This window comes from Sulfurovum lithotrophicum, from assembly GCF_000987835.1.
Classification (GTDB): domain Bacteria; phylum Campylobacterota; class Campylobacteria; order Campylobacterales; family Sulfurovaceae; genus Sulfurovum; species Sulfurovum lithotrophicum.
In genome coordinates, this window is record NZ_CP011308.1 from 1,850,228 (window position 1) to 1,872,586 (window position 22,359).

Genomic DNA, 22,359 nt, shown 5'->3' on the forward strand with positions numbered 1-22,359 from the left:
TGTATTTGCTATGGTACAAAAACGTTTGACATGGTTAAACCTACGCCAAAATGTATACCCATACGTTTTCAACAAAAACAAAGCTGAAATACTGTAATATATTGCTTCCAAAATTCTTGCTCATTTTTGGACGGATAGGAAATATCCGCATTTATATGGGCTATTAAACCAAAAGGAACAACATGAATTGTTATGAAACACTGTTCGTAGTTAAACCTACACTGACAGAAGAAGAGATCACAGCTGAGATCGCAAAAGTAAAGGATGTTCTTGCCAAAGTAGACGCAGAACTTCTTGCTACTGATGACATGGGTATGAGAAAACTTGCGTATCCTGTACAAAAAAACGACAGAGGGTACTACACTGTGCTTTTCTACAAAGCAAACGGTGACGCGATCGCAGAGATCGAAAGAAACCTCAAGATCAACGAAGAGGTCATTAAGTTTTTAACTGTAAAATATGTGAAAAACAAAGAGATCGCACAGTTTGACAAGCTTGTAGCAGCAGCAAATAAAAGCAAAGACGCTGAACCGGCTGAGCCAAAAGCAGAAACAACTGAGGCATAATCGGCCCACAGGAGAAACCTTATGTACAACAAGATAATTTTAGCAGGAAACCTTACCAGAGATGTAGAGATACGATATACGCAGGGTGGCTCGGCCATCGGAAGTACGGCAATCGCCACTTCACGCAAATTCAAATCTCAGACGGGCGAGCAGAAAGAGGAAGTACTTTTTGTCGACTTGACATTCTTCGGGAGAACTGCTGAAATTGCCAACCAGTATTTACGTAAGGGAAGCAAAGTTTTAGTGGATGGCAGGTTAAAGCTTGACCAGTGGACAGCACAGGACGGTACAAAGAGAAGCAAGCATTCGGTCACTGTAGAGAACCTGCAGATGCTCGATACAAAAGGCCAGAGTGAACAGATGGCTGCGCAGGGCGGGTACAACGCACCCCAGCAGCAGGACACTTACTCCCAGCCGGCGCCTTCTCAAAATGCAGCCCCTCAGCAGCCACAGCAACAGCAGGCACCTGCACAGAACATCCCGGAAATAGACATCAACGAAGATGAAATACCGTTTTAGGAGAAACACCCATGGCAGAAAGAAGAAAATTCAAAAAGAGATTTTGTAAATATTGTGAGCAGAAAGTTGATTTTATCGACTATAAAGATCTGAATTCACTCAAGTTCAGCTTGAGCGAAAGATTTAAGATCATGCCAAGAAGATTGACAGGTAACTGTAAACGTCACCAGGAGATGGTAACGGTAGCAATCAAAAGAGCAAGACAAACAGCACTTATTCCATATATCGTAGATAGAAAGAATGTTGTTGAAAATCCATTTGAGCTAATTAAATAGATGAGATGCGTTAAGCTATCGTGAACTGCTTCACGATAGTAGCATTGAAACCGAAGTGGTCGTAGCGTATGCGAAGCCACGTAGGCTTGAACCTTGTATATATTTTCGGTGCGTGAATACGCACCCTACACTTTTCTTAACACCACAAAATTTTTATCGGCACTATCCATATCGTATAGTACAACATCATCACAACTTACCAGTTCCAAACCACCCAACGTAATGATCTCATCCACCGTATGATAATACTGCCGGATCGTTTCCTGAGATTTTTTAAAGCAGGTATCCTCTTTTTCGAACAGCGTGAATTCAGAAATGTACTCATCCTCTTCAAAATCACTGTCCACAGTCAAGAACCTCTCTTCATCGTCAACAATGTAGGAACCGACCGCCACATTCTCAAATCCGTAGAGTGTGTTGATGTCACAAAGGAAATATCCACCCGGATTTAGGTGTTCATTCACACACTGCAAAAAACGTTCCAGTGCTTCTTTGTCCAAGTAGTTCAGCATATCGAACACGGCTGTGATGACATCGTAGGTGCCATTCAAGTCACACAAGTCTATGTACTCTGCGTCGCAGCCTTGTTTTACTGTTTGGGCTACCATGACAGGACTGAGGTCTATACCTTTGACTCTGGTAATATCCAACACACCCTGCATCTGACGCAAAAAATCACCCGAACCGCAGCCTACATCCAAAAGCGAATCGAATTCAACAGTATTGAAAAAAAGAAGGTAATGTGCGTAGAGGTCCGGAGCAGCCTCTTTGACACCGAGAAGGTCCTCTACTTTCGCGTAGAGGTCAAGAGAATCTGAAGTGTTAGGCATTTCTTTCTACAACAGCTTTGATCTTTTCATAGAGAGAGAGTATCTCCTCTTTTTTTCCGTAAAAACTGTTCTTGTTGGCAATGAGGTGTGCTGAGGAGTCCATAATGTCTTCCGCGACCTTCAAGCCGTTCTCTCTCATCGTATTGCCTGTCTCGACAATATCCACGATGGCATCTGCCAGACCCACCAGGGGAGCCAGCTCGATGGAGCCGTAGAGTTTGACCACTTCCACACCAACAGCCTTCTGCGCGAAATAGTTTTTGGCTATGTTAACCATTTTTGTAGCTACTTTGATATTCGGGCGATTCCAGTCAAGCTCGTCTTCATTCCTGATACCGATAGCCACTTTGCATTTGCCCAGCTGCATATCGAGAAGCTGGATGATATCGAGCTCTTTTTCGGTAATGACATCAAGACCGACCACACCTATATCTGCCGCACCGTGTTCCACATAGGTCGGTACATCCTGATTACGTACATTGAGGAATTTGAAACCCTCTTTTTCCATAATGAGCTCGCGCCCTTCGAACTTGAATTCTCCGCCAAAGATCTCTGCAAAGATCTCCAAAGTCTGCTCTGCAATTCTTCCTTTTGGAAGTGCAACTGTTAACATGGTTCACCCTCATTTTAAATTTCTCATTTTCCACTTGCCTGCAATGCATGCCGCATGCCTTTAAAAACAAGTGCCTCATCATAGAGTGCATCTCTGAAGAATCCGGCAAGCATTTGTCCGTCTCCACCCGTGAAGTAGAGTCTTTTTTTGTCTTTATGCTTTTCTATGAGTGCTTTTATGGTCGCGATTATACCATAGCTTATCTGCTCTTTTGTTGTAAGGGGAAGCCTGGTAACATCAATGTGTTCATCCAGGGAAACATCCAAAGCCGGAGAGATTTGCCTATAGCTTTCCAGCATTGCTTTAATGCCCGGTAAGATATACCCTCCCTTATAGATACCCCTTTCCATCACATCCACCGTAATTGCTGAGCCGGCATCGATGAAGAGACCGTTGTCATGACTCAGACACAAAGCTTTTCTGTCAACACCCATTGTTTCATATTCATTGGGCAGAGAGATCATTGCTGAAACATTCTCCCAGTTTTGTATATCACCGATCTTCTCTTCTATATCACTGTTGACAGAAATATATTTTAACGCTGAATCTGCATATTTCCTGATTGCATCCTCATAAGAAAGATGCAGCACATGGGTACCGTCATAGATATGAAAATGGGTATTGCCGATATCGGCTAACAACATTCTTCCTCCTCGTGCAGGGTGCTCTCTCCTGACAGCACCACTTTTTGTTGAATGTGTAATGTGATTGGTGCCGTAAGGGCACAGCAACCTACGCGGTCTGCTGCCATACATTCCATCCATGTTCTTCCAGCAAAACTTTGGCTTTGGAACAGAGCGGTGCTTTGATGATGATGTACTTTTTGCTAATCTTCGTATCGATATACTTCTCGAGCTTCTCATGAAGCTGCATCAATTCCATTGCCTCTTTTCTAAGGATACGGCTTTTTTTCTCTATCTGCATCACCAGGGCGTAATAGTCCTTCAGGTCCACACCGACATAGAGTGCTATTTTCTTTCGACTGCCAAGCTCTTTTGGCGGGATCTCTTTCAAAGATTTAAAAACAATATTTTTATGCTGTAAAAACTCTACGATATCTTTCATTTTATTATCATAACCTAATTCAACTCAACGGATGGTAATGCATCATCGTATCCTGCAGGTTCTGTTTCTGTATATGCGTATAGATCTGTGTCGTCTCAAGCGAACTGTGCCCGAGCAATTCCTGTACCACACGCAGGTCTGCCCCTCCGATAATGAGAGATGAGGCAAAGGAGTGACGCAGCACATGAGGTGAGACCCCCAGATATTTCTTGACGATCTTGTAGGCGGAAATACGGCTTAGCTGTTCACCTCTGTAGTTGAGCCAGAGATAGGCACTGCTCATATTCTGTGCCTGTAGATAGGCTTCAAGTGCTTCTATAGCCACGGGAGCAAGCGGTACCACACGCTCCTTCTCCCCTTTGGCAAAACGGATCTTCAGCCATCCTTCCAGAATGTCGCTACGCTGCGCATTCAGTGCTTCGGAGATACGACATCCGCCAGCATAGAGAAAAAGGATCAGCGCATAATCACGCAGTCCTATAATATTGCTTCTGTCGATCATCGACACACCTTCCATGATCTCTTCGGGAGAGAGGTATTTCGGAAGGTTCTTGGGTACCTTTGCCATAGGGATCCTGATCTTCTCATGGGTAAAGTTCTGCAGGTGGCAAAAATGAAAAAAGGTATTGATGGATGAGAGTTTTCTGTTGAGCGTGCGTTTGTTCTCGAAAGTGGAGAGGAATTTCAGTACCTCCGTCGTATCGAGCCTGGTAAGCGGTTTCTGAGTGAACGATTCAAGCTGTCTCAGGTCACTGAGATAAGAGGAGACGGTCAGGCTGTCAAGTGCCTTGGTGACACTGATATACTCTTCAAATGCAACAAGCAGATCACTCATGACCGCTCTGCATAAAAAGATTAATAGTTCAGTTTGGAAAGATCGATGATCTTCCCGTCTTTGTAGAGTCTGGTACCGCTGATAAATACAGGACTTTCCACTTTACCGATATCATAGATCCTCTGTTTTTTCAGATCAGGAGAAAGAACGATAAGCGAACCTGTCTGGTCAAGCGCAACTACCCTTCCGCCTGCAACGGTCGATGCAGCAAAGTGTGCATATTTGAACTTCTTTCTTGCCTGTTCTTCGAGTCTGCTGTTGAGCTTGATAACCTCACCCTCTTTGGTAAATACATAGATCGTACTTCCTGACAAAGCCACATCGGAGATATTCGCACGGTAATCCATCTCACCGTCTACACCGACTGTGATCAGCTTCTTGGGTGTCGCTGCCACCAGGGTATCACCAAACCGTGACAGGAAGATCACATTATTGAATATCTGGTCACTGCTGATATAGATGATCTTTGCATCGACGGGATCGTTGGAATCCAATATGACCAGTTTTCCGTCAAGCATCGGCATGACGACAAGTGAATCGATGAACATCGGGCTTGCCGCTCTTGTATCGATAGCATAGGTATCTTCCGAGCGGTTCTCTATGATCTTTTTATCACCATTGATACGATAGAGACCAAAAGCATTGTTGTTGAGAATGTAGGCAATGGTCCCGTTATGAACGGAGGCCGAAACGATCGGTACTTCAAAATCAACAATACGGAGCACTTTACCGCTTTTTTTGTTGATGATCTTCAGCTTTCCTTCCTCATTCCCTGCAAGTACATAGCCAGCACTTTCGCTCAGAAACCGGTACCCTTCCCCAAGACTGATCCTGCCAATACCTTTTTTACCGATATACTGTCCATTTTCCAGTGTCGCCCCGTCACGGGTCAGGTCAACGATCTTGCTTCCGTATGCAGTGACGGCACTGCCTGCCGAATAAGTCTGTTCCGGTTCAAAATACTGTTTGGAGCTACATCCCGAAAAAAGCAGTGCCGCTGCAGCCAGTATCGGAAGTGAAAATCCTTTCATTATTTTGCCTTTAGTGTTGCATGCTTCAGAAGTGTTGCGATCGGTGCAACAGCAGAACGTTCGTCTATCAGTTCCAGTTTCTCTTTGGCATGGGAGATATTTCCGGCTTTCAGCGCGAGATAGGCAGCATTCAGCTCAGCCATCTCTTTGTAGAGCTTGCTTTCTGTCTCTTTTTTCTCCAGCGTAGCTGTTACATACCTGCTGGAATCAGCAAGCACTTCATTCTTGCTTGATGTCAATGCCTTCAGTGCAGCGACATTCTGTTTCTTGGCAGCCTGAGAAAAAGTAAAGAGTTCAAAAAGCTCAGGGTTTTTCTCTTTAAGTGTCTTGAGTGCGGAAGCATCATCAGGTTTTTTCTGCAGTGTCAAAAATGCATTGTTCGCATCTGCCAGCCTGGCATCACGAATGGCTTCCATCGCAGTGGTTCCGACAAAGAACAAAAGCACCGCCGCTGCAGCACCCCAGATCAGAAGTTTATATTTTTTGTAGAGTGTCTCAAGCTTGAAGGCGCTCTCCAATATCTTTTCATCACCACTCAATTCACTCTTGACATACTTTACATCATCTTGAATACTCACTGCCTTCTCCTCAGGGATAGTTATATGGTGTATATTATACCTTTTGGAGTTAAAAATAGGGTTAGAGGTGCCCTAAAGCTCTACAACGGTGATCCCCAGATTGCCCGGCATTCGGTAGAATTTCTGGATCTTCGGGTGTCGCTTGAGATAGTCCGTGACCAGTTTGGAGAGGACACCTCCGCCCGTACCGTGGATGATCTGTACTTCGGACAAACCGTTCACCAGTGCATCGGAAAGAAATTTGTCCACAGTATCGATGGCTTCGTCGCCGTACATCCCTATCAGTTTCACAGAGACCGAAGCACCACTTTTCTCCACGTTCACCTTTGCCTCCTTGGGTTTCTGCGGCATTTTGATCTGAGATGTATCTCCTCTTCTTTTAAGCTGGGAAAGCGGTACACGCATCTTCAGTCCGTCCACGATGATCGTGGCATCTTTCCCCCGTATGGAGAGCAGTTCTCCTTTGTGGGAACGGTACTTGACCTTGTCTCCCTCTTTGAGCGGTTCCTCCTGTACTTTCCTGATCTCTTTCTGTTTGAAATCCTTGCGCTGATGGGCAATATTCAGCAGTCTGCGCCCCTCAGTAGACTCCTTGGCTTTGAGCGCTTCGCGTGCTTTTTTGGTGGCAGCATTGTAACGGTTCTCCAGCGTGGCGATCGCTTTTCTGTGCGCCTCTTTGAGTTTGGCCTCTTCTTCTTCGAGTCGCTGCTTCTGTTTTTCGACCGCTTTAAGCTCTTCATCGACTTTGGCTATCTTCTGACGCATCTCACGTTCGAGCGACGTGGAACGTTCAATGAGCTCATTGAGATTCTCCTTGTCTTCACCATAAACCTGCTTGGCACGGTTGACAATCCCTACCGGTACTCCATAACGCTGCGCCGTCTCAAAGGCATAACTCTTTCCGATGCTTCCCTGCAGAAAAGTATAGGTCGGCACCCTGCGCTCTTCGTCATAGAGTGCCGCGATGAGTTCGACCTCATCATCACTTGCCATCAGGGAAGCCAGACGCTTGTGGTGTGTGGTGACGATGAAAGTGATACCTTTTTTCCTAAGTTCATCGAGCATCACTCTGAAAAGCGAAGCCGCTTCATCCGAATCGGTTCCCAGCTCTATCTCATCCACCCCTACGATAGCATCCTCTTTGCCAAACAGCTTGGCAAATTCCTGCATACGTCCTGCAAAGGTGGAAATGTCGTTCTTGACCGACTGCGGATCGTCGATGACCGCTTCGATGCTTTTATAGTGCCCCACTTCCGTTTTGGAGGCATCACACTTGAAAGGCAGCAGATATTTGCTCATATAAACCGCTGAGAGCATCGACTTGAGCAGCATTGTTTTACCCCCGGCATTCACTCCGGTGATCAGCATGATCTGCCTGTCGAGGTTGATAGTAACCGGTACGGGATCTTCTATGGCAGGATGGGCAAAATCCTGCAGTTTGATACGCTTCTGTTTGCCGGGCAGTATGAACTCGTACTCTTTGGCCCTGGCGAACATTACGCGTGCCTGGTAGTGGTCAAACCTGTCATACTCTTTGTTGATGTAGGCCAGAAAACGCTCCCATTTAAAGAAAGTGGCTGAGATCGATTTACAGTAGCGGTAGATGAGCTCTTCCTTGTTGCTTAGCAATGCAGATTCTTTTTCTTTAAGATGAGAAATACTCTGGGGGAGTATATAGAAGAATCCCCCTGAACTCCGCGCCACCACCGTTGCTTTGATGGCATTGTTGAAACCGCCGCGTACCAACAGTGTCTCTTCTCCACCGTTAAAGTGTACCTGCGTATCGACCAAATAATCCCTGAGTTTGCTCGAATGCGCCAGCTTGTAAAGCGTCTCCTTGATATCTGTCTTGTTTTGCCTGATGGCACGTTCCAGTTTGTAGAGTTCAGGGTCACGCTCGGGGTTGATGTCTCCCTCTTCGGTAAAATACCCCAGGATCTCTATGATCTCCTCGTGGACCTCTATCCCCTGTATCCAGGAGGCGACAGGCTCTGGAAAAGAGACGGTTTTGAGCGTATTGAAGTAAGAGATCATTGTAACGAATGCATGGATCTCTTCGAGCGAAAGTACTGCCTGTTTTTTGAGAAGGTTCAATTCCCGATCAAGGTTGGGCACAGGCGCGGGTGCAGGGAACTGTACATTGGAGAGTGCTTTGATGTATCGAAAGTGCTGATTGATATCACCCATCATCGCCACGCTTTTATCACGGGCGAAAAACTGTTTGAACTGCTGGATGTACCCGTCAAGATCGAGTTTCTGTATGATGGTCTTTTCGTTTGTCTGCTGCATACTTCTCCGTACATATGTTTCACTGATTTTGTTAATGGGATTATACTATAATAGGAATCTATAAACAAAGGAGAGAGATGAAATATGTCATTGCAGCCATACTTCTACTTCTGTTTTTCACCCTTTTTCCAGGAAGAGAGCCTAAAATGCATCCGTTAATGCAAGATGCAGCCATACTCGCAATGGGTGACAGTCTGACCTACGGTTTTGGAGCGTCCCCCAGGCAAAGTTATTCTTCTATGCTCCAAAAATTAAGCGGCCGCCATGTTGTCAATGCCGGCAGGAACGGCAACACTTCTGTAGAAGGCCTGAAACGTCTGCCTGCGCTTCTGGACGATCCCTCCCTCAAAAGTGACCAGATACACCCCAATGCCAAAGGCTACAGAGTGATGGCAGAAAAGATATATGAAGCATTGAAGAGATACGGTTGGCTCTAAGAGCATCTATGTTACAGTTATTTGATAAAGGACGGAAATGATAAAAAACAAGTTCCAAAAAAACCAGAAAGACGGCTACCACCCTATCCTCAAACTCAAGGTGATCCTCTCAGGGCTGCGTTTTGCCATGGCGGACACAGCCGTGAACTACAAGATCATTCTCTCCGTTTTCGTGATCGTTCCGAGCCTTTTTCTGCACCAGTGGATAGATACTTCCGTCATTATCCTTGCTACAGCCATGATGATTTCAGCCGAACTCTTCAACACAGCCATTGAAGCGGTCTGTGACTATATGCAAAGTGAATTTGACCCGAAAATAAAGATCATCAAAGATGTTTCTGCGGCCGCTACGACCATAATGATCGTAGCCTGGATCATTGTCCTTGCCGTAGAAGCCTACGAGCTTTTTTTCAATATTACGCTGTAAGTACTATTTGACTTTGACCATTTTACGCCGCATATAGGCGATCTTGGTCTGGAGAGGAAGGTTCTTCGGACAGTGGTCTTCACAGCCCATCAGACTCATACAGCCAAACACACCATTCTCATCTCCTACCAGTTCATAGAAGTCTGCATCGGTCCGCTGGTCATGCGGATCGAGCAGAAAACGTGCCGTACGGTTCAGTCCGACCGCACCCAGGAAATCCTCTCGCATGACCTTCGTCGAACAGCTCGCCAGACAGATACCACACTCAATGCAACGGTCGAGTTCAAAGACCTCATCAGCCACTTCGGGATCGACCGGCTTCTCAATGCGTGAAAGGTCCGTCTCTTCCTGCGTATGGATCCAGCTTTCCACTTTGACGCTCATATCGTTCATCCAGTTGCCCGTATCGACCGAGAGATCCTTGATATGTTTGAAGACCGGCAACGGCAACAGGGTGATCTTTCCATCCTCAAATTCGTTCGTACGTGTCTTACATGCCAGTCTGGGCTTCCCGTTGACCACCATGGAGCAGCTTCCGCAGATCCCCGCACGGCATACAAAGTCAAAACTGAGGTCATGGTCCATCTTCGACCATATCTGTATCAGTGCGATATAGAGTGTCATACCCGGTGTTTCAGTCAATGTATAGGTCTGGTACTCCGGTTTGGAATCCTTGTCCTGAGGATTGTAACGGAAAACGGTGATCTCTATCTCTCTGTAATTTTCATTCTCAGGCATATCCTACTCCTACTCTTTCATTTTTATGTTTCAGGTTCCCCGGCAGTTCATAGTCGAGCAGTGCTTCCTGAACGGTGAAACGGTCGACAGTATCAAGTATTTTTTTGATCGCTTCTATCTCGGCTTCTCTCTGTGCGCTCAAGGGATTTGCGATAAGAGAATCTTTCCTTCCATACCCCCTGAAAGCCGGCGGCATCTCCATCTCCATGATGTCGATCTCTTCATAGTGGATCGTCGGAAGCGTATCTTCTTCATTCGGCCAGGTAGTGATGGTACGCTTGAGCCAGTGCATATCGTCCCGCTTGGGGAAATCTTCCCGGTAATGCGCCCCACGGCTCTCGGTTCTCTGCAGTGCCCCTTTGGCTACACACAGTGCCAGTTTGAGCATCTTGGTGACACGGTAGACCTCGTTGAGCCCCGGGTTGTTCCCCATACTTTTGGACTCGACCGTGATCTCTTTGGTCTTTTTGAGCAGCTCTTCAAGCTGGTGCACCGCATCGAGCAGGTCGTCACCGTTCCTGAATATTCCTACTTTATCCTGCATGATGTTACGCATTTCATCCTTAATGTCAAAAATGTTCAGACCACCGTCCCTTTCCAGTATCTCTTTCAGGTAATTCACCTGTTTCTGTAAATGCTCCTCTATCACGGAAGTGTTGGTATTGAGATGGGTCTCTTCGCAATACTGTGCAAAATACTCACCTACGATCATACCCGAGACCACCGCTTCACTGACCGAGTTTCCTCCCAGTCTGTTAAAACCGTGCAGGTCCCAGCATGCTGCTTCGCCTGCACTGAAGAGGCCCTTCATCGTCGTACTCTCACCTGTTGGCTTGACCCGTATACCGCCCATGGAGTAATGCTGCATAGGCAGTACGGGCATCCAGCCCTTTTCACCTTCATCCGCAGGGTCTATGCCGTTGAAACTGATGGCGATATCCTGTACGTCTCGCAGGTTTTTCTCTATGTGTTCACGCCCCAGAATGGAAATGTCGAGCCACAGATGGTCGCCATAGGGTGATTTGACCCCTTTGCCTTTTCTGATATGCTCTATCATCCGGCGGCTCACCACGTCTCTTGAGGCAAGCTCTTTCTTTTCGGGTTCATAGTCAGGCATAAAACGGTACCCGTCCTTGTCACGCAGCACACCACCGTCCCCGCGGCACCCTTCTGTCAGCAGTATGCCCGAAGGTACGATCGGTGTGGGGTGGAACTGTACCGCTTCCATGTTGCCCAGTTCGGCGATCCCTGTTTCAAGCGCAATGGCCGTACCGATCCCCTTACAGATGATCGCATTGGTCGACTGTTTGTAGATACGACCGTAGCCACCGGTGGCGATCATTGTTCCACGCGCCACATAGGCGATAAGCTCTCCGTTGATCAGGTCACGCACCACAACACCGTGGCAGACTCCCTGATCATGAATAATAGAGATCGCTTCCTTTTTATCGTGGATGGTCACATCCCGCTTCAACGCTTCGTTCGCAACAGCATAGAGCATCGTATGCCCCGTAGCATCGGATGTGTAACAGGTACGCCACTTCTTCGTTCCGCCGAAATCACGCGCATTGATGAGACCGTACGCCTCTTCACGCTCCGTGATCGTCTCTTTTTTCCCATTGATGACCACGGTATGGTCACCCTTGCCAATACGGCTCCATGGCACACCCCAGGCCGCCAGTTCACGTATCGCTTTGGGTGCGGTGGTCACGAACATACGTGCAACCCTCTGGTCACAGCCCCAGTCGCTTCCTTTTACCGTGTCAGCGAAGTGGACATCTTCATTGTCTCCTTCTCCCATGATGGAGTTGGCGAGACTCGCCTGCATACCGCCCTGTGCAGCTGCCGAGTGAGAACGTTTCACCGGCACCATACTCAGCACCATAGTATCAAGCCCTTTCTCTCTGGCAGCGATGGCGGAACGCAATCCCGCCAGACCCCCGCCTACGATCAATGCATCGGTATATATTATCTTCATTTTTTCTGCTCCACATATCTTTTTCCGTAATCATTCTGATGTTCGTAACCTATCTTCATGTAGGTTCCCAAAGAAGCCAGGCCTAGAAGCAGGTAGACTCCGACAAGAAGCTTGATAATCGCCCGGCTTTTTCTTCTGTTGGCCCGCGGATCTTTCCCGTCGAACCACCCCCATTTAATGATAAGGCGGTACATACCGATACCCCCGTGCAGCACGACTGAGATAAGCAGCACCAGATACATCGGCCACATCAGGTCACTGTAAATTCTGTCCGACGAAGCGTAGGGTCCTATGTTCTCCGGCTGCGTCATCATCATATAGAGGTGAATGGAGCCCAGAAAGAACATGATAAACCCCGTCGTGATCTGTATGTACCAAAGATTCGTATCATTATGGGCAAGGAGTGCTTTATGCTCTATGTAGCGGCGATACTCATGATAAGAAGAGGGGAATTTGCGCAAAGCCACACCCGCATGCACGACAAAGAGTGAAAAGATGATCACTGCCAGTGCAGAAATGATCAGCGGTTCTCCCCCTTCGATAAAGGGTTCTCCTTCGAAGAGTTTGGTCAGCCTGTACATTGCCTCTTTCCCCAGAAGGATGGAAGATTCGAACAGGAGATGAAACATAATGAACAGTGCCAGAAAGAGCCCTGAAACACTTTGCAGAAAATCGATCCTTGCAGGCATTCTGCTTTTTCGTTTGCCACTGTCCTTCCCTGTCAGGAGTTCCGTAGTATATTCCCGGTTCAACATGATTTTCCTTGCTAGTGATATAAATTATATTATAACTAAATAATGAATATGGGCACGTTAAAATACGCTACAATGCTCTTCCTCATCCATTTTTCTTTTTTTGCTTTTTTCTCTTGATAATAAGGCCATTTTAACACTACAATTTGATATAATATTGCAATATAAAGGAGAAGTTATGCCAAAAAAACTCATATTGATCATCGGTGCGCCCGGAGCGGGAAAATCCACCCAAGCAGAAATGCTTGCCCAGAAATATCCTGAGAAGATCACAAGTTACTCTACAGGTGAACTGTTGAAACAAGAGACCCAGAGCGGTTCAGCTGTCGGAAGGATCATCAGTGATTATTTCTATAAAGGTCATCTCGTACCTTCTTCCATCATCATTGATGTCGTACTTGATGCTATCAAAGCGGCACCGACCGATGTCGTGGTCATAGAAGGGTTCCCCAGAAAAGAGAAGCAGGTAAAACTCTTTGGAGATGTACTCTTTTCCCATAAAGATATCGAACTTGTCAATGTGATCGAGCTCTCAGTGAGTGACATTGCAGGAAAAGAAAGATTTACCGGTTCTGAAGAGATCTATGAAAATGAACTGCAGGCATACAAAGAGACTATTGCCGAAGTAGAGAAATACTATAAAGAACATGACCTTCTCAAAGTGGTTGACGCAGAAGCTCCGCTTGACGAGACCTTCAGGCAGATCGAAGTGATCATCCAGGATAAGATCTAAGCCCTGTTATCGCGTGACCTGCCAAAAATTAGGTCACGCTCTATTGTTTTACGCTTCACCGCGTATCTGATAGGTGATATCTCCCGCACCGAATGCAGCAACAAGCCCTTCACTGTACTCACGAATGACATGCCCGTCCTTGATAACCTTGACGATACCGTCTTCTTTGGTCACTGAATCTGCCATCAGCAGTTTGTAACGGCTGAACGCTCCTTTCAGGTCAATGTCCACTTCCAGTTCTCCCGCAGACCAGATAGGCAGAATGACCAGTTCATTTGCACCCTCGAAGCACTCTACAAAAGCAGGAAGGTTGTCAATGGTCCTTGAGTACTTATGCGGCTGCCAGATCACGTTGAGCTGCGTAAAGCCGCGCAGTGCCTCATAGGTCTTGAGAGAGTGCATGGTCACTTTGATCTCCGTAGGATGATGCCCATAGTCATCAATGACCACACAGTTCTCTGTATTCTGTACAATATCAAACCGTTTTTTGATCCCTTTGTAGCTGCGAAGACGGCTGCGCAGTGCTTCGATACCTTCACCCATTTTCAGCGCAGCCAGAATCGCCAAAGCCGCATCCAGAGCAATATGTTCCCCAAAACCGAAGACTTCAAAGGCTCCAAGATCCAGCAGTTCAAATCGTGTATGCGGTTCACCGTTGACCAGTACAAACTCTATGTTGCTGATATCTCTGGAAGGATAGAGCTTGATACTCTCCATATCGAGTGAAGCAAGAAATTCATCTTCGGCATTGATGACACATGTTTTCGCCAATGAGAGGAAATTTTTATAGGCATTGTAAAAACGTTCTTCATCATACTCGTAATACTCCATATGCTCCGGTTCCACATTGGTCACGATAGCCAAAGTCGGATTGGAGTTCAGAAAGCTCTCGTCACTCTCGTCCGCCTCAAAGACCACTTTGTCGTTTGGGAAGTTACGCACGTTGGAACCGAACTCTTTTGAGATCGCTCCTATGAGGGCATTGGACTCCGGGATGAGCGATGCCAGCATAGAGGATGTGGTACTTTTCCCATGCGCACCGCCTACGGCATAGACCTCTTTGTCATCCAGAATGAACTTCAGTACCTCTTTACGGGAAAGCAGTTCTATTCCCAACTCTTTGGCTCTTTGGTATTCCGGATTGTTCGGACGTACCGCTGCAGAGTAAATGACCCTGTCTGCCCCTTCTACAGCATCTGCATAATGAGGAATAGTGATCTTCGCATCGAAATTCATTGCAAGATCATTGGTAATCTCAGTCTGCCTGATATCTGATCCGGAGATCTTATGGCCGTCATTGTATAGGAATTTTGCCAGTGCAGAAAGACCGATACCGCCTATGCCTATAAAGTGTATTTTCATCCTAGTCCTTCTATTCTCATTTGCTGCTGTGGAGATACAGCACCCTACGCGTTCTGATCTTTTTCAAGCACTTTCAATTCCTCTTTCCCCTGCGCGACATACTTGGCATACATCGTCAGAAGAATGTCGTTTGGTTGCACGAAGCTCTGGATGAAAAGCGCCAGAGGATCGTTGGGGTCTATGTCACCCACATCCACCAGATTGTCGATGAAGTCATCAAAGCCCATCCCTGACATCACGGCAGCGGCATGGATCATCATGGCATCCTTGAGTCCTGGGTGGTCCATTGTGTGATGCAGGACAAGGAACATCTCTTTGGCTGCCTTCTGGTCATTCTCGCTGTACCGCTGAATGGCATGTTCATAGATCGCTCTGGCAATAGCCTTCTCTTCTTCATCGTTCATGTTGAAAGATCTGTGTTCAACAAGATATTGGGAAAGCTTGTCAAAAGCAGTGTTGACAATATAGGTAAAGATCTCATTGATCTCATCTTCATCTGCTTCGATGACAAGCTGTGCATCGAGCAGCTGATATCCTTTGGCAATGCTCTCTTCTGCTTTGCACTCCTCTTCCAAACGTTTGATATTGGCAAGAAACTCAGGATCTTTTTTGAGCTCTTCTACGTGTATTTCCGGCATTTCCATTTTTATCCTTTATTTTTTAATTCCTCGTTCAAGACTGCAATACGCTCCAACGCTTCTCTTGTTTTATCCGCTTCATAGACAAGCGCCAGCCTGACATAGCCTTTGCCTTCTCCTTCACGTCCAAGGAACGATCCGGGGAGCACTTTGAGATTGTACTTTTCATAGAGTTTGACGGTAAAATCTATCTCATCATCAACTTCAAGCCAGATGTAGAAGGTGGCCTCGGGTGCTTCCACACCCAGGACCTCTTTGGCGATCTCAAAATTCTTTCTGTATTTCTGTCTGAATCCCTCCACATGTTCCTGGTCGGCCCATGCTACCGCAGCAGCCTCCTGCAACGGCAAGGGAGAAGCGCACCCCACATAGGTGCGGTACACCATATAGGCTTTGAGTATTTCTGCATCTCCCGCAATAAAGCCGCTTCTAAGACCCGGTGCGGAAGAGCGTTTCGAAATGGAGTTGATCACCAGGATATTCCTGAAATCCTCATTGCCCGCTTCGATGCTGGCATTGAGCAGGGAAGGTACGGGGTCATTGAGGTAAAGATCGGCATAACATTCATCATTGAGCAGAACGAATTCATGTTTAAGAGCGAGTTTGACCCACTTTTTCATCTCCTCCATATCCATGACCGAACTGGTCGGGTTGTTCGGAGAGTTGAGAATGACCAGATTCGCCTCGGCCAGCATAAACTCATCCACCTCCGGCTGAAAACCGTTGTCTTTGTTCAGGTTCAGATAGACCACATCTCCCCTGCTCGCTTTTGCCGCTCCCTCGTAGATCTGGTAGAAAGGATTGGGAAAGACCATCAGGGCTCTCTCGGCATCATGCAGCAGGAACTGCGGAAAATTGAAAAGTACTTCACGGGTACCGAAAGTCGGAATGATCTGTGTGTTGTCCAGACTCAAGCCAAAACGCTTTTGCAGATAGGTCAGCATCCCTTCGCGCAGAACTGCTTCGCCTGCAGTTTTGGGGTACTTGTTCAGCAGCGATGCATTGTCACAGAGCGCATCCAAAATAAACTGCGGCGTTGCAAACTGCGGTTCACCTATGGTCAGGCTCAATGGTGCAAAATCATTGTTTGGCGTTACGTTCTCAAGAAGTTGGTTGAGTTTTTCAAAGGGATAGGTTTCGAAGTTCATGTATGCTCTGTATTTTTAGGAGATTATACCGAAGATGGGGTTAAAATTTGAAAACCGTAGAAACCTGCGCTCCTTTGGTGACTAAAGCGATCCTCCAAGACGTGCGAACTCTATCCTTGCAGCAATATCTTCCAGACGGTCGATGATCTTCAGGTTCTTTCTGATGTATTTTCCATACTGCAATAGTAGTATGGATTGATAACATTTTTATTACAGTAGCGATCCCCTAAAGCTATATCTTCTTCAATATCCTTTTTTTTGAAGAGATAATGAGTGCGATCCCGAGGAGCAGCATGAGTATGAGAAAAAAAGCCAGATACATATCGGTATTGAAACCGCAGGAACGGTCACATACGACACCACCCACCGGACACAGATACTGATCACCGCAAACCTGCTTGCCGATGAAAGCGGAGATCAGGCCTGTTGTTCTGTCTATGATAAGAACAAGCAGTGAAATAACACTGAGATAGATACCCGCTTTTTGTTTGAGTCTACGTTTTCTCATGAACTTTAAGCCTTCTCTCTATAATTAGTAAAGCGTTGCCGATTTACGGCCTGCCGCATTCTTCTCTTCCACAAGAAATGCACCCGAAGAGATCTTCTCTCTGACCTTCTTCAGCACTTCTTCCGCGGTATCCTTGCCCGTGTAGCTGCCGATAAAGACTTTGTAGCCATCCTCTTTCTTTATCCTGTATGTCAGTCCCAGCTTTGATATGTTGGAAAGGTAGTAGTCGTTAGGCGGTTTTGAAAAGGAGCCTGCCTGGATACTGTAACGTACACTCTTTGCCTGGGGAGAAGGTTTTTTTTGTCCTGTTTTATCAGGCAGTGGCATACTTTTTGGTTCTGTTTTTGCCGTATAGACACCCCGTCCCTTGTAGCTCACCAGCCATTTGATGATATTATTCTGCAGCTGTGCCGCTTTCCATCTGCCTTTCGTGGTATTAACCAGGATCACTGCTGTATAGACTCTGCCGTTTCTGCTTTTGACATAGCCGGCAATGTTCTTCACACGTTTCAATGTCCCTGTCTTCATCCAGGCACGCTTACGTACAATGGTCCCGCGAAAACGTCTTTTGATCGTGCCATCCACTCCGGCGATGGAGAGTGTGTTCATCCATCTCTGTCCATACCTTCTGTAAGCATCATCCAGTATATCTGCCAGCAGTTTTGCCGTGAGTCTTGACGACCTTGAAAGCCCGCACCCGTTATCAATATGCAGAGGACCGCTCTTGAGCGCTCCCCTGCTTTTGAGAATGTACTCCACTGCCTGCCTGCCTTTTGAAAGTGTCGCAGGTGCGCCGTACAGCTTGGCACCCAGCAGAAGTAAAATATGCCGTGCATAGAGATTGTTGGATTTTTTCGCCGTTTTTGAAATGATCTTTTCCAGCGGTCTGGAGGTGTGCGTAAAGAGCTCTTTGGCATCTTTGGGGATTTTGTTGAGCCGGAAACCACCTTGTACCAAAACATTTGATTTCTGCAAAGCATCTTTCAGTGCATAATAGAACGATTTGTAGGGTTTGGTAATGACCTGGCAAAGCTTGCGTGTACCGCAGCGCTTTGAGATAGGTCCCTTCAGCAATACAGTCGTAGGATTTTGTTTCTTATCCACTTTGAATGAAGGCCAGGAGTAGCGTCCCCTGCAGGGTTTGTTGACTGGCTTGAGCTTATTCACCACTCTGTAGCTTGCATCCGGAATTTCTTTTGTCACTACATTTTTTTTGGGTGTGATACAGATGGTACTGACCCGCTCATTGAACATCATGGCATCAGGCATTGCATTGTAGGGGCTGTAGGTATGCTGGTCGAAACCGGAATTGTCTTTGGTCCCTACTTTGAAGTAGCTCCGGTCAATGACGATATTGCCGGTGATCTTCTGTATACCTTTGGCTTTGATATGCTCAACGATTGTTGGCAGGTCTTTGTTTGAGAGCGTTGGGTCACCAAAGCCTTTGACGAGAAGATCGCCGTAGAGCACTCCGTCTTTGATCTTTCCCCGGCGGTAGAATTTCGTGGGCCAGCGATAGTTGAAACCAAGCTTCAGTACAGCTGCATAGGTAGATAGAACTTTAACCACAGATGCCGGTGTACGTGATCTGTCGGCATTGAGTGAAGCGACCACACGTTTGCTGCTCCCTGCTTCTTTGATATAGATACTGATATCTTTTTTCGGTATTCCCGATTTGCCTATGATCTGGTTTATCCCGGAAGGCAAGGCATAGATATACATTGTCAGGGCAAAGAACCATACGATACTTCTCTTCATTCCACTCACTTCTTTTCCCTGTAGGCTTTTTCTAATCTCTGCATCGCTTCCTGCAGAACTTTTCTGGATGTCGCAATGTTCAAACGCATGAAACCGTCTCCGCATTCTCCGAAACTCTTTCCGTCATTAAGACCGAGTTTGGCTTTCTGAATGAAAAATTGTACCAGATTTTCATGAGTCATTCCCATCGCACGGCAGTCAAGCCACATCAGAAAGGTCGCTTCGGTCTCTACCGGAATGATGGGAATCCGGTGTTCTTCCAAATAGGTTTTCACAAAATAAATATTCCCCAGCAAATATTCTTTTAAAGCCTCAAGCCACACCTCACCCTTTTCATAAGCACTCATCAGCGCTTCAATACCGAAAGGGTTTCCATTGGTGATACCCGATTTGTCCTGCTCGAGTCTGTAGGCTCTGCGCAGACGGGCATTGGGGATGACGGAAAAGGAAGTGTTCAGTCCTGCCACATTGAAGGTTTTTGATGGTGCGTTGAGTATCACACAGTGTTTTTGGGCCTTTTCAAAACTGCCTAAGACATGATGCTCTTTTCGGAACACCATATCGGCATGGATCTCATCGGAGACGATCGTTACATTATTCTCAACGCAAAGTTTGATGATCTGTTCAAGTTCCAACCTGTCCCATGCTCGTCCTGTAGGATTGTGCGGAGAGCAGAGCAGAAAAAGTTTCGCCTCTTTCGCTTTGGTTTCAAAATCGGCAAAGTCGATCATATATTTTTCATCTTGATAGAGCAAAACATTCTCAAGCACTTTGCGTTTTCTGTGCTTGACCGAGGAGACAAAAGGCGGGTAGATCGGTGTCTGGACGAGTATGCCGTCCCCTTTTTCCGTATAGGCTTCAATGGCAAAATTCATAGAGGGAACGACCCCGTAACAGGGTACGATCCATTCTCTCTCTATCTGCCAGCCGTACCTTTTGGCATACCAGGATTCTATTGCGTCATAATAGCGTTCCGGATAGACCGTATAGCCGTAAAGAGGATGCTTTGCCCTTTTGATCAGTGCATCCTGCACACAGACAGGGGAAGCCAGGTCCATATCGGCCACCCACATGGGCAGAAGATCATCAGTGCCAAATTTCCTGACGGCATCATCATACTTGGTCGCGTAGGTACCGCTTCTATCTACGGCTTCAAACATCATTGCTTTTCCCAAACAGTCATTTCTGCAATAGTGTGTTGATGTTTTCTTGCGGTCTCCTGTATGACAAAGGGAACATCCCTTCTGTCTATCAGTCTGAAATCTTTTTCCAATATCTCCGTAAGTCCCTCGAAGGTACTCACACTCTCCCCGTCTCTTTTACAGCCGCCTATCCATTTCTCTTTGGGCGTGGACTCCTCCTGCCAGGTGTAGGGGGAGGTCAGAACGAAGAGACCGCCTTCATTTAATCGCGGGGCAATGGAATCCAGGAATTTTTTCGGATCATACAGCCTGTCCAGCAGGTTCCCTGCAAAGATCAGATCGAAGTTATCAAAGAGTGGTTTAAGATTACAGGCATCCGCCTGCCAGAAAACGACCTTCTGCCGTTCCTTCTCCAGACCAAGCTGTGCCAAAGAGACTTCATGGAAGGACTCCAGTTCACCTTCTGTAGGCATCACATAGCGAAGCGTGCCGCTTTCCTTGAGCTTCTGAGCCTCCTGTATAAACCTCGCGGAGAAATCCACCCCTATCACCTCATCGAAGTGACGTGCCAGTTCAAAGGTGCTTCTTCCGATAGCACAACCGATATCAAAAGCCCGCCGTTTTGGTTTCTCTTTCATATATTCAGCAATCAGAGAAGCACATTTGGCAGGATAGTTCTCCACTCCCAACCTGTTCTCAGCCCAGCCGAAATGGCAGTATTGGGAGATGATACTGTCCGTTGTGTAGGGATTGGTCGTCACTTTCTCATCATAACTGCTCTCAACATAGCGAAATCCTGCATGCTGATAGAAATGCCGCCTGAAAGCATATCGGCTCGTTTCAAGCGCCAAATTGCCGCAGCTGATCCACGAACCGCCTTTGATGAGATTGTGTTTCCCGTCAAAAGTCGGTACCGTAAAATCATCATAGACCGGATGCACTGCAAAACCTTCAAAAGGATAGATCGGTGTACGGCTCCACTGCCATACATTCCCGACAACATCATAAAATCCGTTATGCGCATACCGGTCGACCGGTACGGAAGAGGCGGTAATTCTCAGGTCTATGTTCCCCGGCACCTCTGTCCCCAAAGACCATTCGGTATATCCTGGTACGTCTGCAACACTTCTCAGACGCATGTATTCATCTTCTGTTGGCAGGGAGATCAGCTTCTTCTCTTTTTTGCCCAGCCAGCGGCAAAAGGCTTCCGCTTCCAGACAGTTCACCTCCACCGGCCAGTTCATTGGCAGAGGGATCTCCGAGAGCATGGTACGCAAACGGTAACCGCTTGTCTGGCTCTCGTCTTCTATCCAGAAGAGAGGATGCTTTGCTCCGGTATAGCTTCTCCAGGCAATACCCTCTTCACCCCAGAAAGTATCATTCTCATAGCCACCGGTCTTTACGAACTCCAGATACTCGGCATGGGAAACAAGATACCTGGAAACTTTGAATGCGGGGACATCCGCCTCATGGTGGCCGTATTCATTGTCCCATCCGAAATAGTCGGCATTTTTTCCTTTACCCAGAAGCACCCTGCCGCCTGCTACATCAAGCAACTCATTCTCCGGTGCTTCACCGGATGCTTCACAAGTATTCCAAAGTTCTGTTTCCTGCAGCATTGTAAGAGGAAGCTGACGTATCAGAACGGAAGAGGTCTCAAGATGGATATTCTCATGCTCGACCCCCATCAGAATCACCCACCAGGGCGAATCCTGTGTAATGGGCAGTGTCAGAGGAAGGGTGTCGATAAGTTTGGAAACCAGAGTATAGACCTCCTCCCTGTATGCCTGTGTATGTGAAAGGGTCGGCCAGTTGTAGTGTTGTTCGTTGAGGTCGTCCCAGCTCATTTCATCCACTCCGACCGCGAAGATGGATTCCAGTTCAGCATCGATGCGTTTGTCAATGATCTTGGCAAGTTTGAGTTTGTTGATGAAAAATGTAGCGGTATGGCCGTAATAAAAAATGATTGGGTGGCGGAGAGGATCCGCCTTGATGAAGTAAGCCTCTTCTTTGGCTACAGTTTTAAAAAGTGATTCGTACCGTTTAAAGCAGTATTGAAAATAGTGTTTGATCTCAGAGCGTTTCAGCTCACTGTCATCCCCTGTAAGTGCCGGCATCTGAATTACAAGTTCCATAA

At 46.8% G+C, this 22,359-nt stretch carries 24 protein-coding genes; 6 read left to right on the forward strand and 18 right to left on the reverse strand.

What is annotated here, in order from left to right; all coding sequences use genetic code 11:
- Nucleotides 1-182 precede the first annotated feature (182 nt).
- The 3 genes from rpsF to rpsR are packed head-to-tail and all read left to right on the forward strand — an operon-like array spanning nucleotide 183 to nucleotide 1,360.
- Entirely contained in the window at nucleotides 183-566 is a 384-nt protein-coding gene (gene rpsF / locus YH65_RS09075; RefSeq protein WP_046551579.1) for a 30S ribosomal protein S6, read from the forward strand.
- A gap of 21 nt (nucleotides 567-587) precedes the next feature.
- Entirely contained in the window at nucleotides 588-1,085 is a 498-nt protein-coding gene (locus YH65_RS09080; protein WP_046551580.1) for a single-stranded DNA-binding protein, read from the forward strand.
- An 11-nt stretch (nucleotides 1,086-1,096) separates the two neighbouring features.
- Nucleotides 1,097-1,360 carry a 30S ribosomal protein S18 gene (rpsR, locus tag YH65_RS09085; protein WP_011980119.1) on the forward strand — a complete coding sequence of 88 codons (264 nt, stop codon included), beginning with the start codon at nucleotides 1,097-1,099 and terminating at the stop codon, nucleotides 1,358-1,360.
- Nucleotides 1,361-1,485: 125 nt separating this feature from the next.
- Here rpsR and YH65_RS09090 read toward each other — a convergent pair whose 3' ends face one another.
- The 8 genes from YH65_RS09090 to YH65_RS09125 form a co-directional block, all read right to left on the reverse strand.
- Nucleotides 1,486-2,190, reverse strand: coding sequence for a class I SAM-dependent DNA methyltransferase (locus YH65_RS09090; RefSeq protein ID WP_046551581.1), 705 nt, complete (start codon nucleotides 2,188-2,190; stop codon nucleotides 1,486-1,488).
- Nucleotides 2,183-2,803, reverse strand: a complete 621-nt coding sequence (gene hisG / locus YH65_RS09095; protein WP_046551582.1) for an ATP phosphoribosyltransferase — start codon at nucleotides 2,801-2,803, stop codon at nucleotides 2,183-2,185. Before hisG ends, YH65_RS09090 begins: the two co-directional genes overlap by 8 nt.
- Nucleotides 2,804-2,826: 23 nt before the next feature.
- Nucleotides 2,827-3,447, reverse strand: coding sequence for a type III pantothenate kinase (locus YH65_RS09100; RefSeq protein WP_046551583.1), 621 nt, complete (start codon nucleotides 3,445-3,447; stop codon nucleotides 2,827-2,829).
- An 88-nt stretch (nucleotides 3,448-3,535) separates the two neighbouring features.
- Nucleotides 3,536-3,868, reverse strand: coding sequence for a hypothetical protein (locus tag YH65_RS09105; protein WP_046551584.1), 333 nt, complete (start codon nucleotides 3,866-3,868; stop codon nucleotides 3,536-3,538).
- A 19-nt stretch (nucleotides 3,869-3,887) separates the two neighbouring features.
- Nucleotides 3,888-4,703, reverse strand: coding sequence for a tyrosine-type recombinase/integrase (locus YH65_RS09110; protein ID WP_046551585.1), 816 nt, complete (start codon nucleotides 4,701-4,703; stop codon nucleotides 3,888-3,890).
- 20 nt (nucleotides 4,704-4,723) lie between these two features.
- Nucleotides 4,724-5,734 carry a PQQ-binding-like beta-propeller repeat protein gene (locus YH65_RS09115; protein ID WP_046551586.1) on the reverse strand — a complete coding sequence of 337 codons (1,011 nt, stop codon included), beginning with the start codon at nucleotides 5,732-5,734 and terminating at the stop codon, nucleotides 4,724-4,726.
- Nucleotides 5,734-6,312, reverse strand: coding sequence for a hypothetical protein (locus YH65_RS09120; protein WP_046551587.1), 579 nt, complete (start codon nucleotides 6,310-6,312; stop codon nucleotides 5,734-5,736). The genes YH65_RS09115 and YH65_RS09120 overlap by 1 nt, the downstream gene beginning before the upstream one ends.
- A 72-nt stretch (nucleotides 6,313-6,384) precedes the next feature.
- Nucleotides 6,385-8,601 carry an endonuclease MutS2 gene (locus YH65_RS09125; RefSeq protein ID WP_046551588.1) on the reverse strand — a complete coding sequence of 739 codons (2,217 nt, stop codon included), beginning with the start codon at nucleotides 8,599-8,601 and terminating at the stop codon, nucleotides 6,385-6,387.
- A 77-nt stretch (nucleotides 8,602-8,678) separates the two neighbouring features.
- On the opposite strand from YH65_RS09125, the gene YH65_RS09130 reads away from it, so the two are divergent.
- Both YH65_RS09130 and YH65_RS09135 read left to right on the forward strand, forming a co-directional pair.
- The gene (locus YH65_RS09130) at nucleotides 8,679-9,038 is read left to right on the forward strand and encodes an SGNH/GDSL hydrolase family protein (protein WP_052746172.1); all 360 of its coding nucleotides are present in this window, start codon (nucleotides 8,679-8,681) and stop codon (nucleotides 9,036-9,038) included.
- Nucleotides 9,039-9,075: 37 nt separating this feature from the next.
- On the forward strand, nucleotides 9,076-9,465 hold the full coding sequence (locus tag YH65_RS09135; protein WP_046551589.1) for a diacylglycerol kinase: 390 nt from the start codon (nucleotides 9,076-9,078) through the stop codon (nucleotides 9,463-9,465).
- A 3-nt stretch (nucleotides 9,466-9,468) separates the two neighbouring features.
- On the opposite strand, the gene YH65_RS09140 is transcribed toward YH65_RS09135, so the two are convergent.
- The 3 genes from YH65_RS09140 to YH65_RS09150 are packed head-to-tail and all read right to left on the reverse strand — an operon-like array spanning nucleotide 9,469 to nucleotide 12,936.
- Nucleotides 9,469-10,203, reverse strand: coding sequence for a fumarate reductase iron-sulfur subunit (locus YH65_RS09140; protein WP_011980107.1), 735 nt, complete (start codon nucleotides 10,201-10,203; stop codon nucleotides 9,469-9,471).
- On the reverse strand, nucleotides 10,196-12,181 hold the full coding sequence (locus YH65_RS09145; RefSeq protein ID WP_046551590.1) for a fumarate reductase flavoprotein subunit: 1,986 nt from the start codon (nucleotides 12,179-12,181) through the stop codon (nucleotides 10,196-10,198). Before YH65_RS09145 ends, YH65_RS09140 begins: the two co-directional genes overlap by 8 nt.
- Complete coding sequence (locus YH65_RS09150; RefSeq protein ID WP_046551591.1) at nucleotides 12,178-12,936, reverse strand: fumarate reductase cytochrome b subunit; 759 nt, start codon at nucleotides 12,934-12,936, stop codon at nucleotides 12,178-12,180. Before YH65_RS09150 ends, YH65_RS09145 begins: the two co-directional genes overlap by 4 nt.
- A gap of 175 nt (nucleotides 12,937-13,111) precedes the next feature.
- On the opposite strand from YH65_RS09150, the gene YH65_RS09155 reads away from it, so the two are divergent.
- Entirely contained in the window at nucleotides 13,112-13,666 is a 555-nt protein-coding gene (locus tag YH65_RS09155) for an adenylate kinase (protein WP_046551592.1), read from the forward strand.
- Between the two features lie 48 nt (nucleotides 13,667-13,714).
- On the opposite strand, the gene murC is transcribed toward YH65_RS09155, so the two are convergent.
- The 7 genes from murC to ovoA form a co-directional block, all read right to left on the reverse strand.
- Nucleotides 13,715-15,028, reverse strand: a complete 1,314-nt coding sequence (gene murC / locus YH65_RS09160) for a UDP-N-acetylmuramate--L-alanine ligase (RefSeq protein WP_046551593.1) — start codon at nucleotides 15,026-15,028, stop codon at nucleotides 13,715-13,717.
- Nucleotides 15,029-15,072: 44 nt separating this feature from the next.
- Complete coding sequence (locus YH65_RS09165) at nucleotides 15,073-15,672, reverse strand: hypothetical protein (RefSeq protein WP_046551594.1); 600 nt, start codon at nucleotides 15,670-15,672, stop codon at nucleotides 15,073-15,075.
- A gap of 2 nt (nucleotides 15,673-15,674) precedes the next feature.
- A complete protein-coding gene (locus YH65_RS09170; protein WP_046551595.1) occupies nucleotides 15,675-16,814 on the reverse strand; it encodes a succinyldiaminopimelate transaminase in 1,140 nt (379 codons plus the stop codon).
- Between the two features lie 232 nt (nucleotides 16,815-17,046).
- Nucleotides 17,047-17,322 carry a hypothetical protein gene (locus YH65_RS09175; protein WP_046551596.1) on the reverse strand — a complete coding sequence of 92 codons (276 nt, stop codon included), beginning with the start codon at nucleotides 17,320-17,322 and terminating at the stop codon, nucleotides 17,047-17,049.
- A 24-nt stretch (nucleotides 17,323-17,346) separates the two neighbouring features.
- Nucleotides 17,347-19,185, reverse strand: a complete 1,839-nt coding sequence (dacB, locus tag YH65_RS09180; protein WP_245609190.1) for a D-alanyl-D-alanine carboxypeptidase/D-alanyl-D-alanine endopeptidase — start codon at nucleotides 19,183-19,185, stop codon at nucleotides 17,347-17,349.
- A complete protein-coding gene (locus tag YH65_RS09185) occupies nucleotides 19,086-20,243 on the reverse strand; it encodes a MalY/PatB family protein (protein ID WP_046551598.1) in 1,158 nt (385 codons plus the stop codon). Before YH65_RS09185 ends, dacB begins: the two co-directional genes overlap by 100 nt.
- Nucleotides 20,240-22,357, reverse strand: a complete 2,118-nt coding sequence (gene ovoA, locus YH65_RS09190) for a 5-histidylcysteine sulfoxide synthase (protein WP_046551599.1) — start codon at nucleotides 22,355-22,357, stop codon at nucleotides 20,240-20,242. The genes YH65_RS09185 and ovoA overlap by 4 nt, the downstream gene beginning before the upstream one ends.
- Nucleotides 22,358-22,359: the final 2 nt, after the last annotated feature.